The sequence below is a fragment of the Fimbriimonadaceae bacterium genome (assembly GCA_019638775.1).
GTDB lineage: Bacteria > Armatimonadota > Fimbriimonadia > Fimbriimonadales > Fimbriimonadaceae > JAHBTD01.
In genome coordinates this window covers 261,700-277,520 of record JAHBTD010000003.1, presented here as the reverse complement: position 1 = coordinate 277,520, position 15,821 = coordinate 261,700, and the positions used below count along the sequence as shown (strand labels likewise).

Below are 15,821 nucleotides of genomic sequence, written 5' to 3'. Positions count from 1 at the left end.
CGGTCACTTTCTTCTTGATTTGTCCAGCTTCGCAAGAATCGTTCTACTTATCTGACGGAAATGGTTTAAGAGGGCTGACAAGGGTTCACATACAGCTCTTCAATGCCGTATCTTATTGGTAGGGACGTTCAACTGAACTTCACCCCAGCAATTATTCACTCGATTGGGGAGACCCCTCCTGAAAAGGAGGGGTTATTTTTTTGTCGACGGCTTGCGGCAAACGTACATCGCTTCGATCTCATCGAGCTTCAAAGGACGGTCACCCCACTCCCCAGCGGTTCCGCCCCATACATGCTCAACCTCGAAGCCAACAAATCGCAGCATCGAGACCAGTTCGGGAGGGATGAACATCCGTTCGCGCACGTTAACCAGGTGCTTGTCATCGTCCGGCCCAAACTCGTCCTGGTAGGCAAAGTGCATGGTTGCGGGGTTGAACGCCCCCATCTGAACCATCTCATCCGTCACTCGACGAATCGTAGCGTAGCCGTTGAGCGCATTCAGAACGAAGGGAGCGCCCGGCTTGAGCGCGGCAAAAACGTTCTTCAGGATGGCAAAGTCATGACCGACCGGTTCTTTGTCGGGATCGGTTAATCCAAATGCCCCTTCACACAGGCAGATCGCCGCATCGAAGACTGCATCGAATTGAATCTGAGTCGCATCCGCTTCGATGAACTCGACTTCGACCCCAGCCCCTCTTGCCTTGGCCTGAGCTTGTGCGAGCATCCCATTCGAGATATCGATACCCGTGACGACGTAGCCTCGTTTGGCGAGTTCAATACTATGCCGTCCGGTTCCGCAACCTATATCAAGGATTCTCGCCCCCTTCGCAAGCATGAAGAGATCCTCAAGGAAGCTCACCTCCGTGCTTGTCCACGCCGTGAACGAATTCTTGTCGTAATGAGGGGCGTGTAGGTTAAAGAAGTCTCGCCAGGAAGTGATCGGTTGCCGTGTGTCAGACATAAGCACCCTAGATTCTGGACTGATTTACATGAGGGATTCTGGGAGGCCTACTCATTCGGCTCGCCATGCTGTTTGCCTCATCGTCAGACGCCAGTCGTTATCGAAGTAACCACTGCCGAGCACCCCAGCCAGCCCTTTCGACCAGACATCTTTGGTAAAAACGCACCAATCTGGGTAGCCCGTACCGGAAACGAAGTAGGGCAATCTGTCCGTGCTGCGCATTCCCTCAACTCCAGTTCCACCAACCGCGCCGATCATTGCCACTGTTGAACCTGAACGAGGACGCGCAAAGAGCGTGGCATATCCTGACCCTTTAAGCTGCTTCTTGCCGACCGTCAGTCGATTGCGCCGAACCTGGATCGGGCTGTCGCTCAAGAACCGATTCCACACGCTGTTTGTATCGGCGTTGCCGAAGACAATCACGCTTCGATTCTCGAAATGCCGTATATCAGATCGGTTGAACTCATCGTCCGACATGAGAGGTACATAGCCATTGCCCCGGTACCACCACTGTTCAGCGTCGAATCGTGCCTTGGCAAAGGACCATGCGTTCTCGGCATCGTCGCCCTTCGTGCCGTAGACAAAGATCATTCCGTGGTTGAACGCCTCTTTGAACGGGCCAGACCTCATCGATGACTTGCTCAGCTCAGTAGACGTGCGGGCGAGTCTCCACTGCTTATCTACTCGCTCCAGCGCGATAGGGTCATTGCCCAGCCCCGGGGTTGGGAGGGAGACTGTACTGCCGTCGATTTCGATGATGTAGGGATTCAACGACTTGTCGATGGCGACGGGGTCTATTGTAAGCATGGCGACGTTTGCCGTCGTTCCGACCATCTTTGAAGCCTGTCGTTCGAGCTTCACGGAACTTAGATTCATCGATGACTCTTGCCGCTCGATCGTGACCCAGTAATACTTACTCGAAATGGACGGGTTGAAGGTAGAGAAATCAACCTTCATAAGTTCAGAGGGTTTGGGCCTTCGAGTTTTCTGGAACATCTCAAAGATGGGAGGCCAATCCACGCACTCATTCCCCCACCAGTGCCCCGCCCCCGGCTGCTCGTGATACTCGAACGTCTTGTTCATCTTTTCAAGCTCGGCCTTCATGTTCCGGGCTTCGCGAACAGGCACGTTGTCGTCAGCGTCGCCGTGGAGGATGAAGAGATCGAGATTGCGGAAGTTCTCTTTGAGAGCCACCGTGTCGCTCGGGTTCTGGGCTCGCGCAAACATCTCATCGACTGGATCGTCGGGGCTTTGGCGCGGTGCACCCGTATAGCTGAAGAAGCTACTCCAACCCGCACTGGGGGCAATCGCCGCGAATTCGCCAGGATACGTGACTCCGTTTTGCCAAGTTCCGTGCCCACCCATCGAGTGTCCGGTGAGATAGATCTGCTGAGGGTCCGCAGACAACATAGTTGTTGCCAGCCCCAGCACCTCGGCCATGTCCTTCCGACCCCAATCTTCCCAATCAAAACCGAAGGGTCGGCGGTTGGTCGGAGCTACAATGTTTGCCCAATCCTTGCCTTTGTAAGCATCGGCCTGCCCGATCGCCTCAACGCCTGCGCCGTGAAGAGTCAATACAAGGGCCTTGTCCTTGCCTGGGGTCTGAGCTGGGTTAAGTGCGAAGTACTGCACTGAAACATCGATGAGACTCAGAAAAGTAACCTTGCGCGTCTGATTAGGCTCCCGAACACGAAAAGTGAGCTTTTGGAAGTCGAGCATCCCAGCCGGACCGATCAACGTCAGCGTGGCTTCAACGCTCCCCGCTGTTTCTATCCTTGGATTCTCAAACTCAACCGGAATCTTATTCGTTGAGCATGGAGGAAGGTTCGGCAATTCGGTCTCAATAAATGCTTTACCAGGGAATGCAAGACGGACTTTGAGGCCGGCAAGCGGTTCGTTGGAGGCATTAACGACGATGACACCAACTTTCCTATTGGGTAGAGCCGCTCCGCCGTTTGAAAATATGGGACCATCCGATTTGGGTGGAAGGGGTGCTGTGACCAAGTCCGGCACCGTTGCATCGGCAAGATTGAAGACGGCGGCAGAGGAGGGCTTCGTCAGTTTTGCTCGTAATTCGCCCCGCCCAGACGAGAACATAAAGCTGTTCTCACCCTTGTGCAGCGCCACCGGGAGTTTTACGTATCCCGTTCCGTATACATCGCCCATGCGCGGCTCGCCATTGACATAGACCATTCCATGCCCTGCCGCCTCAAGAATCTCTACCGAGTCGACGTCTCTGTGAACAGAGAAATACGCGTAGCCCCCACTAAACGGTCGCTGATCAAAAGCCCCGTTCTCTTTAGCCTTCAACTCTGTCCATTTTCGGGGACTCCCCGCTGGCATTGCAACCTCTGCATCAAGCTTGGGTTCGGTCCACGTGCCCGAGGCGATAATCGGCTGAACAGCATCTGTTTGGAAGGCAAACCGCGCTGAACGCGCAACTCCTGAAACAGCAAGACCTTGAGCAAAATCAGCGGCGGGCGCTTGGGCAAGCGTGAGCGTGGCAATAAGAACGGAAATCATGGCGATAGAGGGGTTTTACCTCTAGCTGGACAGTGGCGGCAGACAAGAAGCAGGCATCCACAACGGTGTCGGACGTAGAATATCGGTTATGAGCGCACTTGCATCGATCCTCATTGCCTCGACCCACGTTCTCTTTCAGGGGCAACCGGCTACTGCCTCCGACCCGAACAGACTTTCAATCGGCAGGCCAGGAACATTACGTGTCGAGTTGGGGAAGATTCGCTCTACACAGAGTGGAAAGCTTGCTTCTCCGGACGACGTTGCAGCTGCTGCCGATGGACACCGTTTTGTTTTTCTGGGCGAGCTTCACGACAATCCCGACCACCACAAGATGCAAGCGACGGTCATTGAAGCGTTAGCTAAGCGCGGACGAAACGTGATCGTTGGTTTTGAGATGTTCACACGACCCGTTCAAGACAATCTCAACGGCTGGACGCTGGGGTGGTGGAGTGAAGAAGAGTTCATCGAGAAGAGTGATTGGAAGAAGCAGTGGGGGTTTGACTTTGCGCTTTATCGGCCGATCTTTGAAGCGACGAAGAAGTATCGACTCCCGATGGTTGCCATGAATGTGCCAAGAGAATGGGTCCGGCAAACGGGCCGTGAGGGCTTCAAGTCTCTTTCATCCGAAATACGTGCTCAAGTGCCTGAGCCCGATCTCACAAATCAAAACCACCGCGCCGTTTTTACAGCTCTGATGGGGGGTCACCCTATGACAGGCGAGCGGGCAGAGTTTGTTTACTCGGCTCAAGTGTTGTGGGATGCCGGAATGGCGGACACAGCTCTGAAATACCTTGCCAAGTCTCCCACCATTTCAAATACGGTGTTCGTGGTGGTTGCGGGCGCAGGGCATGTGATGTACGGACAGGGGATCAACTATCAGATTCAGAAGCGAACCGGGGAGACTGGGATCACGATGACAATGATCGAGGGGACCGATTCAGAAGAAGTCAGCAGGGGGATCGGTGACTATGTTTATGTAGCCGCCGCTCCTAAGCGCGGTTAGCCCTCACCGCGTAAGCTGGTCAAGAAGTTGCTGGATTCGTCGACCCAATTCAGAGTTTGGGTCTTCGTATTCCCGTGCGCTGTACAGATTCTCCTTTGCCAAGTCCGAGATATTCATTTGGAGCTGCTCACGGGCTAAATCGTAGAGAGCCACGGCTGCGCCAGTGCCGTACTTTGCCTTAACTTTCGGGTCGGTCTCGTTGACGAATGCTTGACGCCAAAACTCGGCTGCTTGGGCAAGAAGCTTCGCTCGTTCGTTCGAGGTGGCTGCATTCCTCGAAAAGCGATAGATGAGGTCACCCAAATCGCTGGCATACGCCGGGTTTTTGGAATCTAACGACAGCGCTTGTCGAAAGGCGAGCTCGGCGGCAATGAAATCCTGCATTGCAAGTTTTTGCTTGCCGAGTTGTTCATAGAGAACCGCCAGGTTCTTATTCTCGGTGTTGATCGTAACTGTGTCACGCAGTTGACGAATCATCGCTTGGCGCTCTTCAATCCGATCTTCGATGGGCTTGCTAGAGTCCTGCGCATTGAGCTGAGCCACAATTCTCTGGTCTTGCTCTTGTCGGTTTGCTTGTTGGATCGCTGAGTTAAGCGAGGTGAGCGCCACAAACACGAGCGCAAACAGGGTCCCCAGAATCAAGATCGTTAGGAATAGTTTCCCGAGAAACTGCTTCGTCTCCGGCTTGAAAAGAGGTTGTCGAGGCGGAGGCGGATAGTACACCGGAACTGGCGGATAAACGTTGCCCGGTTGCTGCGGCACGTACGAGCCTGGCACCATCTGCTGAGGAAGTTGGTTCTGGCTGTATGGATTGTAGGGATAGGTCGGCGGAGGCGCGGGTTGACCGGGTGGCTGCGGATATGCGTAAGGGTTGTTAATCGGCGGTGCAGCAATTGGCTGTTGCTGTCCGTAAGGATTAGGCTGAGCATAGGGGTTCGGCTGGCCGTAGTTGTTTGAGGCGAGCGGCGGGCCGCCCATAGTCGGTCCGGGGTCGGCAACTACCGACTTTGTCGATGCCTCGGCTTGGTTGAGTGCGGCGATCATCGCCGTTGCCGAAGGGAAACGCAGCTGTGGACTCTTGTCCATCGCCCGCATCAAGAATTGCCACACGACGTGGTTTGCTTGCCTCGGTTGGTCAGGCTCGCGGTTCATGATCGCGTGGGTGATGGCGACCACGCTGTCGCCAGGGAACGGTTTCTGCCCGCCGATCATCTCGTAGAGAATGACGCCGACGCTGAAAAGGTCACTGCGGACGTCAATCTCTTTTCCTACAACTTGCTCGGGGGACATGTAGCTCGGAGTTCCGAACACCTGCCCGTCCATCGTGATGTTCGGTTCAAAAGTAAGTCGCGCAATTCCGAAGTCAGTGATTTTGACGCGGTCGTCGGGGAGGAGTTGGATGTTGTCCGGTTTGATGTCGCGATGAATGACGCCTTTGTTGTGAGCATATTCGAGCGCTTTGAGAACTTCGCGTGCGATTCTGAAGCTCTCACCCAACTCAAGAAAACCCTGAGTGTCGATTTCATTGCGCAGAGTGTGCCCGTCCAGGTACTCCATCGCAATGTAATGGCGTCCGTTCTCTTCACCGTACTCGTAGATCGTGACGATGTTGGGGTCCGCCATGCTCCCAGCAGCTTTTGCCTCGCGCAGGAAGCGCTTTGTGCGTTCTTCCCGTGCTTGTTGGGATGCGCCACCCGGCATGGCGAGCTCCTTTAGAGCAACCCTGCGGTTCATCACGGGATCATAGGCCTCGTAGACGATATCATTCGACCGCGCAATTTCGCGGATGATCTGATACTTGCCGAGGGTGCCGACGGAATGGTCGCTCATGAGGGCCTACTGTATAGAACGGTACGAACGTCGAGCTTGTTCAGGTTCACACAGGCTCAATCTACACGATTGGACGATTTACTCATACGCAGAGTGTGGATGATCCGTTCTAATTCGACGCTTTTGTAAGCATTAGATCGTCTTGTACAAAGATAACTCTACAACCTTCTGGCTCAATGCTTTTCGATACCAGGCCTGTTGCCATTATCCCCTATGTTTTCCACTTTTCCTGTGGAAAACAAAATGAAATTCTTGTTGCATTCGGCTTCTGGACGTGATACATTATTCATGCAGCCGGCGATCAAGGCCGAGCACGGAAAACGAGAGGTGCGCCGATCGGATTCCGCGGCCAGAGAGAAGCGGCAGCAAAGTCTTCACTGAGGAGATCGGTGAACGCTCTTCGGAGCGGAGTGGACTCGACTAAGACCGTTCCACTGGCGAACCGTAGAATGCTTGCGGACCAGTTGCGTAACTTCGGTTACAAAGCTTTGCAAGAAGTCTACAGCGCTAAAAGGATGAAGCTTCTTCGGAAGCATTTGACAGTTAGCGCATAGAGCGCGCTCGAGCAACGGACTTCGGTCCAGCGATTCGAGCGCGTTTCTTTTTATTTCTCCCCTTTCGTATCTAAATGAATAGTTGGCGCACGAAGCAGCTCACGCCAAAACGCCAACGATTTACTGGTGGGCTGACGCTCCTGGGCCCATAGGCTGAAAAAAGGAGTTTGGTGCCGGGAGCGGGACTCGAACCCGCACGACCTTTTGAGCCAGCGGTTTTTGAGACCGCCGCGTCTACCATTCCGCCACCCCGGCACGGGGCGAGAGGGATGAAATCTTACCTGACGGGCCAGTCGCCGATTCGGTCCATTTAGGACGCTCCTTATCGGTAAACTTCATTCTATGAAGGTGCTCGTTGCGGATAAGTTCGAAAAGATCGGCCTTGAAGGCCTGGAGTCCTTGGGCGTCATCGTTGATTTTCAACCCGATTTAAAGGATGCTGCGCTGGAAGCAGCGATCAAGGAGACGGGCTGTGAAGTCTTGGTCGTGCGCTCGACGAAGGTGACTGCCCCTATGGTCACAGGCTCCAAGCTCGCCGTGATTATCCGAGCTGGAGCAGGCTACAACACAATCGACGTGGCCGCCGCAAGTGAAAACGGCATTTACGTGACGAACTGCCCGGGCAAAAACAGCCAGGCGGTCGCCGAACTCGCCTTTGGATTGATGCTGGCTATCGATAGGCACATTCCCGACAATGTGATCGATCTGCGCGACGGCAAATGGAACAAGAAGCAGTACAGCAAGGCAAAGGGACTTTACGGACGCACTCTTGGCCTTGTAGGCATGGGCAGGATCGGGCAAGAGATGATCGTGCGCGCAAGAGCGTTCGGCATGCACGTCATCGCTTACAGCCGCTGGATGACCGCTGATGTTGCGGCTGCTCTTGGAATTGGACGCGCCGAATCCCTGGAAGAGCTTGCCCGTCAAGCCGACGTTGTGAGCATCCACGTCAGCCTGACCAACGATACGCGGGGAATGCTTAGCAAAAAATTCTTTGATGCCATGCGCGATGGCGCTTACATCATCAACACGAGCCGAGCCGAGGTTATTGACCAAGATGCATTGCTCGAAGCGCTGGAGGCGAAGAAGCTCTTTGCCGGACTTGATGTCTTCAACGGCGAGCCGGATACAGCAGAAGCCGCGTACGAAGGTCCTTTGAAGGACAACCCAAGAGTCTATTGCACTCACCACATCGGCGCAAGCACCGATCAAGCTCAGGAAGCGGTCGCCATGGAGACTGTGCGGATCGTGCGAGAGTACAAGGCAACGGGCAGTGTCCCGAATGTGGTCAATGTGAAGAAAGCGGAGATCGCCTCTCATGTAATGGTCGCCAGGCATGTTGACCGAGTGGGTGTGCTCTCCCATATTCTAGGCGTACTGAAAGATGAAGGCATCAGTGTTCAAGAAATGGAGAACATCGTTCTCGGAGGAGCAAAGTCGGCAATCGCTCAGATCTCGATGGACAAAGGCCCGTCTGAATCGGCGCTGCGAAAAATCAAAGAGTACGAATACGTCTTCGACGCAAATGTGTTCTCGATGAACCAGCCGTAGCGATTAAATGCCATGGCCCATTCGCCCACGATCATGAATATTGGGGAGAAAGTGCGGGACGACTTCCCGGCGCTTAGCCGGACGATTCACGGCAAGCCGCTCATCTATTTGGACAGCGCGGCAACGGCCCTGAAACCCAAACCAGTCATTGAAGCCACGCGGGCCTATTACGCCGAAAACAGCGCAAACGTCCACCGAGGAGTGCACACGCTCAGTCAGTTGGCGACCGACGCATTTGAATCAACGAGAGAGAAAGTTCGCGCCTTCGTCAACGCTCGTGAAGAGGCCGAGATCATCTTCACCAAGGGTTGTACAGAAGCGATCAATCTCGTCGCGCAAAGCTACGCGCGCACATTTCTGAAGGCAGGGGACGAGATCGTCATCACCACGATGGAGCACCACTCAAACATCGTGCCTTGGCAAATCTTGTGCGAGCAGATAGGAACCGTGCTCAGAGTCGCTCCCATCAACGACGACGGAGAGGTCATTCTTGAGGAGTACGAGCAACTCCTGTCTGAAAAAACAAAGATCGTTGCTCTCGTTCACATCAGCAACTCCATCGGCACCATCAATCCTGCGAAGCAGATGATCGCCATGGCCAAGAAGCACGGCGCGATCTGTCTTGTTGACGGTGCCCAGGGCGGGCCTCACCTCCAAATCAATGTTCAAGACATCGACGCCGACTTCTACACACTGAGCTGCCATAAGATTTACGGACCAACAGGAACCGGAATTCTCTATGGCAAGCGAACTTTGCTCGAAAAGATGCCCCCTTATCAAAGCGGCGGGAGCATGATCCGCACCGTCAGCTTTGAGAAGACCACTTACGCCGAGATCCCTGCCAAATTCGAGCCAGGGACGCCCAATATTGCAGGCTTTATTGGACTTGGCGCGGCGATCGATTACGTGCAGTCGATTGGAAAAGAAGCCATTGCAAGCTACGAGCACGAGCTACTCGCCTATGGAACCCAGCTCCTCAGCGATATTCCTGGGCTCACGATCCGAGGCCAGGCACGTGAAAAGGCGGGGATTCTGGCCTTCACGCTTGAAGGCGTTCACCCGCACGATCTCGGCACCGTTCTGGACGCCGAAGGGATCGCCATACGCGCCGGACATCATTGCACAATGCCACTCATGAAGCGAATGGGAGTTCCGGCAACGGCACGGGCGAGCCTTGGTATGTATACGATGAAGTCGGACTTGGATGCTTTGCAGAGAGCTGTGCGAAAAGCGAAAGAGATTCTGGGCTGATTCGTAAGTCTGCTCGTTGTCGGTGCTTAGCCCGAAATCAAACAGACCCGTGGCTGCAGACTATTTAAAGGAGCATCCCAAGAGGCCAATCAAGGAATGCTTCACAATAGAAGTAGAAATGTCCAGCATCGACCTTCGTGAACTCTACCAAGAGGTCATTTTGGACCACAGCAAGCGGCCCCGAAACTTTGGCGTGCCCGCTGAATATAGCTGCTGCGCCGAAGGCTTTAACCCCCTATGTGGCGATCAGGTTTCGATCTATCTCACCGTTGACCACAGCACGGTCATATCCGCCCATTTCGATGGCGCGGGGTGTGCAATCTCGACTGCATCGGCTTCGATGTTGACCGAAGAAGTCACCGGAAAGACCGTTGAGGAGGCTCAAGACCTCTTTCGCAGGTTCCGGGAGATGGCAACAGGCGTGGGGGAGGCCGACGTAGAAGAGATGGGCCAGCTCGCTGCCTTGGCCGGTGTGCGCGAGTTTCCCGTAAGGATCAAATGCGCCACGCTTGCCTGGCATGCGATGGAAGCAGCTTTGAAAGATTCCGGCCAGGCGGTGACGACAGAGTGAAGAGATTAGTCGGGTTCTACTACGTAATGGCAGCTATTGTCGGCTACTTCGCGACAGTAGTGCTCGCGTCGATCATCAGCCTTTTTGTGGCGGGGGTCGAATATATAGGCAAGCTTGGACCCTTGATTTGGCTGTGGCTCGGCCCGCTTGGTGCCGTCACAGGCCTTACGGTTGCCTTTCTCTTCCGAAAGAAAATCGTCTCCATAACAGGGCCTGGAGCAGGCGGATATGCGTATCTCATCAGCCTGACAAACATCGCCCTTTTTTGCCTTGTTCTGGCCGCCGCCCGTGCCATCTCAGCTGCTGAGGCACTCGCCGCGTACGGGATAATCGCAACAGTATGCGTTCCCATTCTCCTGCCCCTTAGCCTCACGGCGTGGTATGTCATGCGATGGGCAGATCGCAATGACGTAAATTCTCTATGGGAGCGCTTAGAAAAGAGCCATGCCTAAACCGATCGATATGTCTACACCAAACTCGCAATCAAAGACCCTCAACACCATCGAACGTTCAATGCTGGAAAGTGAGGTCATTGAAGCATTGCGCTCAATCTACGACCCCGAAATCCCAGTCAATATTCACGATCTCGGGCTGATCTATAACGTCTCAGCCGATGAGAATGGCTTTGTAAACGTGCTGATGACGCTCACTTCTCCGGCCTGCCCAGTCGCTGAATCGCTCCCGCTCGAAGTTGAGGAAAAAGTGAAATTTGTGCCGGGTGTGACGGACGCAAAGGTTGAACTGACGTGGGACCCTCCGTTCACTTTGGATATGGTTTCGGACGAAGTGAAGTTGATGCTGGGTTTGCTGTGATCTGGTGAGTTTGAGGACGGTCGCCTATAATGGAGACGGGCCTTTGTCGATTTTTGAGGAGTTATGAAGTTAAGCGCACAAGAAGAATATGGGTTGAGGTGCTTGCTTCGCGTGGCGAAAGAGTATCCGGAAGGCAGCGTCACCATCCCCACGATCAGTAAGGCTGAGGAGCTGAGCGAGCCTCATGTCGCCAAGCTGCTCATGATCCTACGCAAAGGTGGCTATATCAACAGCACTCGAGGACACTCGGGCGGTTATGCCCTGGCGCAGCCCCCCGAAGAGATTGTGATTGGAGAGGTCCTTGCACAGCTTGGAGGCAAACTCTACGACAAAGGGTTCTGTGGGCGCCACAGCGGCTCCATCGGCACCTGCGTCCACGAAGGTGAGTGCGCAATCATGTGCCTGTGGGCCGATATACAGACTGCGATTGACAGCGTCGTGAGCAAGATCACCTTGAAAGAGATCTTGGATAAGGTTCAGGCAGAACAAAACCAACTCATCCAGATTCAGACCTCTATACCCAAAGATCGTATTGCCGCAAACCGCTAAGCGTAGGAAGAGATATGTCGGAAACGTCCCTCACCGAAGCGACTGTTGAGTTCCCCGTGACGCTTACTCCAAGCGCCATTGTCCGCCTAAAGCAGATTTTGGAAAAGGACGGACGTTCGGAAGCTTTCCTGCGCGTCGGAGTAAAAGGTGGCGGCTGTTCTGGATTTGAGTACCTGACGAAGATCGATACGGCGCTAACAGAGCGGGATATGTCCCTCGAAGTCGATGGGGTGACCGTGGTTTGTGATCGCAAATCAGCCCGATTTCTTGCAGGTTCGACGCTTGATTACACGGGCAATCTCATAGGCGGTGGGTTTCAGTTTGAGAACCCCAATGCAGCACGCAGCTGTGGCTGTGGTACGAGTTTCACTCCCAAAGGGATCTGAGTCGATTCGAGTATCATGTTCCCGGGCAGCGAGGCTGCCCAAGCGGGAGTTCATTCCTGTTGGGGTCATTTTGATCTCCGTCCGCGCAGGATAAGGATAAAGGTGAGTCAGACCATCACGCTGGCCAAGAAATTTCAAGCGGAAGTCCAAAAAGCATCCTCCGTCCTCATCGGCACTCATCTGAATCCCGACGGCGACGCGTTGGGTTCGGCTTTGGCAGTTTCTCACTATCTCGACGCTCTAGGCGTTCAGAATGAGATCGTCTGCCACCATGCACCACCGCAAAACCTTTTGTTCTTGCCCGGCGTGGGCCGGGTTCGACAGGAACCGGAGAACGAAAAGCACGACCTCGGAATAATTTTGGACCTCGATTCCACCGAGCGTTTGGGCTCTACTGCGCCGTTCTTCGATCATTGCTTCAAGCTTATTGTCGTGGATCATCACGTTCCCCACGAGGCGCCTGGAGACTTCCGAATCATCGACGTTGAGGCCGCTGCGACGGCGCTGATCTTGACTCGCCTATTCAAAGAGTTGGACGCGGACGTCACACCAGAAATGGCAACCTGCTTGTTGACGGGAATCGTCACCGATACCGGTAGTTTCCGGTTCCGAAACACAAGCCCCGAGGCCTTGCATCTTTCGGGGTTCTTGCTCGAATGCGGGGCAGATATTAACCTCGTGAGCGAAGAGATTTTCCATCGGAAGCGATTCTCAGCGGCACGTCTCCAAGGCTACATGCTGGAAAAGATGGTCCTTGAGTGCGACGAGCAGCTAGCTTGGGCCCCGCTGACTCTGCGAGACTTTGAGTCCGCCGGGTCCAGCGATGAAGACACGGAAGGGTTTGTCAACGAACTGCTTTCGATACGCACTGTGCAGATTGCGGCGCTCTTCCGAGAGCACAAGCCGAACCGTGTTCGCGTAAGTCTCCGCTCACGTGCGGAGTACGATGTCGCCGAGGTTGGCCGTGAGTTTGGGGGCGGAGGGCACAAGAACGCTGCCGGGTGCTCCTTTGAGAGCTCGATCGATGAAGTGATCGACGCCGTGATTCCGAGGTTGCGCGCGTGCTTGGGATACTCTTAGTCGACAAGCCAAAAGGGATAACGTCCCACGACGTCATCAACATTCTCCGACGCCGATTTGAAACGAAGCGGATCGGACACGCTGGCACACTCGATCCACTCGGCACTGGCCTTCTTGTCGTCGCGGTTGGACCGGCTACACGATTCCTTCAGTATCTGCCGCTCGAACCCAAAGTTTACGTCTGTGAGTTCACTTTTGGACAGACCTCAGATACCTACGACGGTGAAGGCACCCTGTCGGATCGCGTTGATGTCCCGCTTGACCTATGTGAACGTATCGAACTCTGCAAGCCTACGTTTATGGGGCTGATTGAGCAGCTGCCGCCGATCTACAGCGCCGTCAAAGTACAGGGCAAGCCAATGTACAAATATGCCAGGGCAGGGCAAGACGTTCATCGCGAGCCTCGGAGCGTCCACATCGGCCGATACGAACTGCTCTCAATCGAGGAAAACAAGGCGACTTTCGAGATCGAATGCTCAGGCGGCACTTACATGCGCTCGTTAGCGCACGATCTTGGCGAAGCGGTGGGGTGTGGGGCTTATATGAGCAGCCTTTTGCGTACGCGGGCAGGCAAGTTCCGAGTCGAAGATGCCGTTGCCCTCGAAACGGTGACACCTTCCGATCTGATTCCTCTTTCCGAAGCATTGCCGCCGATGCCCTTGCTGCGGCTCAGCCCATCGGACGAGATCACTTTTAGACAGGGGCAACGCTTAGCTGCTCCAGAAACCCTTGGAGAGCCATTGGTGGCCCTACAGGACCTTGGCGGCTATGTCATTGGGGTTGGACGGATCGAAGAAGGAAAAATCCAGCCCGAGTGCGTCTTGCCATTAGAAGCTGTCACCGGCAATTAGTCGCGGTATCGCATCCTATCCCCGCTCGCATAGCGTAGCATAGTAGTGTCGAGATGATTCAACGAACGCTTGGCCTGACACGAAGACAACTCGGAAGCCACCTGGTGTGGTTTTTGATCTGGGTATGTGTAACCGGCGTAGCTCTGTTCTTGACTCCCAACCCCAATGGCCACGGTACGCATCAGCAGCTTGGCCTGCCCCCGTGCCCAAGCGTTCTTGTCTTTGGGCGACCCTGCCCAGGATGTGGGTTGACCACGAGTTTTACGTCTATGGTGCACGGGCAGTTCACGCATGCTGTCCAAGCGAACCCCTTTGGGCCAATCCTATATCTCGCATTTACGATATCTGCCCTTGTTTGCCTTTATGGATACGTTCGCGGCATCAAGTTCGATATAGGCACACGTAGCGGCACTTGGGCGCTCGGTTGCTTGCTCACCGCCTACATGGTTTTTGGCATTGTCCGCTTCTATGTGACCGATCCCAATCAGTATGTTGGAAAGTATTGGGGCATTCCTGGATTGAGCACGAACACCCCGCAAACCACAAAGAAGGCGGCCACAACGGAAGACCCCCCTCAACCTAAGAAGACGCCATAACGAGGTCAAAGCCAAACAGGCCCGTAACACCAAGTGTTACGGGCCTGTTTCATCGTTCAGTCCTGGCGCTCTTAGAAACCCTTTTTCGACAGGAAGCTGCACAGGTCGGCGATGCGGCAGCTATAGCCCCACTCGTTGTCGTACCAGGCCACGACCTTCACGAAGTTTCCAAGGCCAACCGTGTCAACAGCGGAAAAGATCGAGCTGTAGGGGTTGCCAATCAAATCGCTGCTCACGAGTGGTTCGTCCGAGTATTGCAGAATCCCTTTGAGCGAACCGTCGGCATACTCTTTCATGGCGGCGTTGATCTCTTCCACCGAGGCGTCTCTGCTGAGCAGAGCGGTAAAGTCCACTACTGAAACTGTTCGGGTTGGAACACGGAACGCCATGCCTGTGAACTTTCCCTTCAGCTCAGGGATAACCAAGCCCACGGCCCTTGCTGCGCCGGTGCTGCTGGGAACGATGTTCTCGGCGGCGGCTCGAGAATCGCGCAGGTCCTTCTTGGCGGTATCGACGGTGCTCTGCGAGTTTGTGTAGGCATGGACCGTGGTCAGCAGACCCTTCTCAATCCCAAACTTCTCGTGCATGACCTTGGCAACGGGGGCGAGGCCGTTGGTCGTGCAGCTCGCGTTGGAGATGACGTGGTGGTTCGCCGGATCGTACATGTTGTCGTTCACGCCGAGAACGATAGTCACATCTTCGTTCTTTGCCGGTGCCGAGATGATGACCTTCTTTGCGCCCGCTTCGCGGTGGGCTGCTGCTTTGGTCGCATCAGTGAAGAAGCCTGTTGATTCGATAACGATGTCCGCGCCGACATCTCCCCAAGGAATCTGTGCCGGGTCCTTTTGGGCAAAGACCTTGATCTTGTCGCCATTAACGGTAAGGGAGGAATCGTCCTGCTCAACCGTTCCATCAAAAGGGCCGTACGTGGTGTCGTACTTAAAGAGGTAGGCATTCGTTGCGGTGTCCGTGAGATCGTTGACGGCAACGACATCGAATTCACCCGGATATCGAGCGAGCATGGTGCGAAGCGAAAGACGGCCGATGCGGCCAAAACCGTTGATTCCGATGCGGATTGCCATAGCGTGAGATTCCTTGAAAACTGGCCTGTGCGGCATCGCTCAGGCTAACCTGAGTGTACCTGTGGGGCATGTTTGGGTATGGGCGTCTCGTCCCCTCGGAGAGTAACGCGTCGTCGTTGCCGCGTTTCGTACAGCAACAACGGAGCGCTACATGGTCGGCGTTTGGATATCGGATTACGGATCACGGATATCGCACAACCTGCATCACTCATTTCTTTCTC

Annotated in this window: 15 protein-coding genes and 1 tRNA gene; 11 read left to right on the top strand and 5 right to left on the bottom strand. The window is 54.6% G+C overall.

The window, feature by feature from the left end:
* Positions 1-192: 192 nt before the first annotated feature.
* The gene (locus tag KF784_12930) at positions 193-960 is read right to left on the bottom strand and encodes a class I SAM-dependent methyltransferase (protein ID MBX3119962.1); all 768 of its coding nucleotides are present in this window, start codon (positions 958-960) and stop codon (positions 193-195) included.
* A gap of 51 nt (positions 961-1,011) precedes the next feature.
* Positions 1,012-3,483, bottom strand: coding sequence for a prolyl oligopeptidase family serine peptidase (locus KF784_12925; GenBank protein ID MBX3119961.1), 2,472 nt, complete (start codon positions 3,481-3,483; stop codon positions 1,012-1,014).
* Between the two features lie 88 nt (positions 3,484-3,571).
* Here KF784_12925 and KF784_12920 point away from each other — a divergent pair, with 88 nt between their 5' ends.
* Complete coding sequence (locus tag KF784_12920; GenBank protein MBX3119960.1) at positions 3,572-4,486, top strand: ChaN family lipoprotein; 915 nt, start codon at positions 3,572-3,574, stop codon at positions 4,484-4,486.
* Between the two features lie 3 nt (positions 4,487-4,489).
* Here the strand turns inward: KF784_12920 and KF784_12915 are convergent, their stop codons facing one another.
* Together KF784_12915 and KF784_12910 are read right to left on the bottom strand one after the other, a co-directional pair.
* On the bottom strand, positions 4,490-6,316 hold the full coding sequence (locus KF784_12915) for a protein kinase (protein MBX3119959.1): 1,827 nt from the start codon (positions 6,314-6,316) through the stop codon (positions 4,490-4,492).
* Positions 6,317-7,038: 722 nt separating this feature from the next.
* Positions 7,039-7,125: transfer RNA gene (locus tag KF784_12910), tRNA-Leu, on the bottom strand.
* An 87-nt stretch (positions 7,126-7,212) separates the two neighbouring features.
* On the opposite strand from KF784_12910, the gene KF784_12905 reads away from it, so the two are divergent.
* The 10 genes from KF784_12905 to KF784_12860 all read left to right on the top strand — a co-directional run bounded on the left by KF784_12905 (position 7,213) and on the right by KF784_12860 (position 14,518).
* Complete coding sequence (locus tag KF784_12905) at positions 7,213-8,421, top strand: hypothetical protein (GenBank protein ID MBX3119958.1); 1,209 nt, start codon at positions 7,213-7,215, stop codon at positions 8,419-8,421.
* A 33-nt stretch (positions 8,422-8,454) separates the two neighbouring features.
* On the top strand, positions 8,455-9,672 hold the full coding sequence (locus KF784_12900) for a cysteine desulfurase (protein MBX3119957.1): 1,218 nt from the start codon (positions 8,455-8,457) through the stop codon (positions 9,670-9,672).
* A gap of 118 nt (positions 9,673-9,790) precedes the next feature.
* Positions 9,791-10,243, top strand: coding sequence for an SUF system NifU family Fe-S cluster assembly protein (locus KF784_12895; protein MBX3119956.1), 453 nt, complete (start codon positions 9,791-9,793; stop codon positions 10,241-10,243).
* Positions 10,240-10,695 carry a hypothetical protein gene (locus tag KF784_12890; protein MBX3119955.1) on the top strand — a complete coding sequence of 152 codons (456 nt, stop codon included), beginning with the start codon at positions 10,240-10,242 and terminating at the stop codon, positions 10,693-10,695. The genes KF784_12895 and KF784_12890 overlap by 4 nt, the downstream gene beginning before the upstream one ends.
* Complete coding sequence (locus tag KF784_12885; protein ID MBX3119954.1) at positions 10,688-11,056, top strand: DUF59 domain-containing protein; 369 nt, start codon at positions 10,688-10,690, stop codon at positions 11,054-11,056. The genes KF784_12890 and KF784_12885 overlap by 8 nt, the downstream gene beginning before the upstream one ends.
* A gap of 63 nt (positions 11,057-11,119) precedes the next feature.
* Positions 11,120-11,605 (top strand): Rrf2 family transcriptional regulator, encoded by a 486-nt coding sequence (locus tag KF784_12880; protein MBX3119953.1) that lies wholly within the window; start codon positions 11,120-11,122, stop codon positions 11,603-11,605.
* A gap of 14 nt (positions 11,606-11,619) precedes the next feature.
* A complete protein-coding gene (locus tag KF784_12875) occupies positions 11,620-11,991 on the top strand; it encodes an iron-sulfur cluster assembly accessory protein (GenBank protein MBX3119952.1) in 372 nt (123 codons plus the stop codon).
* A gap of 102 nt (positions 11,992-12,093) precedes the next feature.
* A complete protein-coding gene (locus KF784_12870) occupies positions 12,094-13,071 on the top strand; it encodes a bifunctional oligoribonuclease/PAP phosphatase NrnA (GenBank protein ID MBX3119951.1) in 978 nt (325 codons plus the stop codon).
* Positions 13,053-13,922 carry a tRNA pseudouridine(55) synthase TruB gene (gene truB / locus KF784_12865; GenBank protein MBX3119950.1) on the top strand — a complete coding sequence of 290 codons (870 nt, stop codon included), beginning with the start codon at positions 13,053-13,055 and terminating at the stop codon, positions 13,920-13,922. The genes KF784_12870 and truB overlap by 19 nt, the downstream gene beginning before the upstream one ends.
* Before the next feature lie 53 nt (positions 13,923-13,975).
* Complete coding sequence (locus KF784_12860; GenBank protein ID MBX3119949.1) at positions 13,976-14,518, top strand: DUF2752 domain-containing protein; 543 nt, start codon at positions 13,976-13,978, stop codon at positions 14,516-14,518.
* A gap of 71 nt (positions 14,519-14,589) precedes the next feature.
* Here the strand turns inward: KF784_12860 and gap are convergent, their stop codons facing one another.
* Positions 14,590-15,600, bottom strand: a complete 1,011-nt coding sequence (gene gap / locus KF784_12855) for a type I glyceraldehyde-3-phosphate dehydrogenase (protein MBX3119948.1) — start codon at positions 15,598-15,600, stop codon at positions 14,590-14,592.
* Positions 15,601-15,821: the final 221 nt, after the last annotated feature.

Coding starts and splice junctions, on each gene's coding strand:
- KF784_12925 (MBX3119961.1), bottom strand. CDS start 3,483: ATGATTTCCGTTCTTATTGCCACGCTCACGCTTGCCCAAGCGCCCGCC.
- KF784_12885 (MBX3119954.1), top strand. CDS start 10,688: ATGCCTAAACCGATCGATATGTCTACACCAAACTCGCAATCAAAGACC.
- KF784_12920 (MBX3119960.1), top strand. CDS start 3,572: ATGAGCGCACTTGCATCGATCCTCATTGCCTCGACCCACGTTCTCTTT.
- KF784_12875 (MBX3119952.1), top strand. CDS start 11,620: ATGTCGGAAACGTCCCTCACCGAAGCGACTGTTGAGTTCCCCGTGACG.
- KF784_12895 (MBX3119956.1), top strand. CDS start 9,791: ATGTCCAGCATCGACCTTCGTGAACTCTACCAAGAGGTCATTTTGGAC.
- KF784_12880 (MBX3119953.1), top strand. CDS start 11,120: ATGAAGTTAAGCGCACAAGAAGAATATGGGTTGAGGTGCTTGCTTCGC.
- KF784_12900 (MBX3119957.1), top strand. CDS start 8,455: ATGAATATTGGGGAGAAAGTGCGGGACGACTTCCCGGCGCTTAGCCGG.
- KF784_12930 (MBX3119962.1), bottom strand. CDS start 960: ATGTCTGACACACGGCAACCGATCACTTCCTGGCGAGACTTCTTTAAC.
- KF784_12860 (MBX3119949.1), top strand. CDS start 13,976: ATGATTCAACGAACGCTTGGCCTGACACGAAGACAACTCGGAAGCCAC.
- KF784_12915 (MBX3119959.1), bottom strand. CDS start 6,316: ATGAGCGACCATTCCGTCGGCACCCTCGGCAAGTATCAGATCATCCGC.
- gap (MBX3119948.1), bottom strand. CDS start 15,600: ATGGCAATCCGCATCGGAATCAACGGTTTTGGCCGCATCGGCCGTCTT.
- KF784_12905 (MBX3119958.1), top strand. CDS start 7,213: ATGAAGGTGCTCGTTGCGGATAAGTTCGAAAAGATCGGCCTTGAAGGC.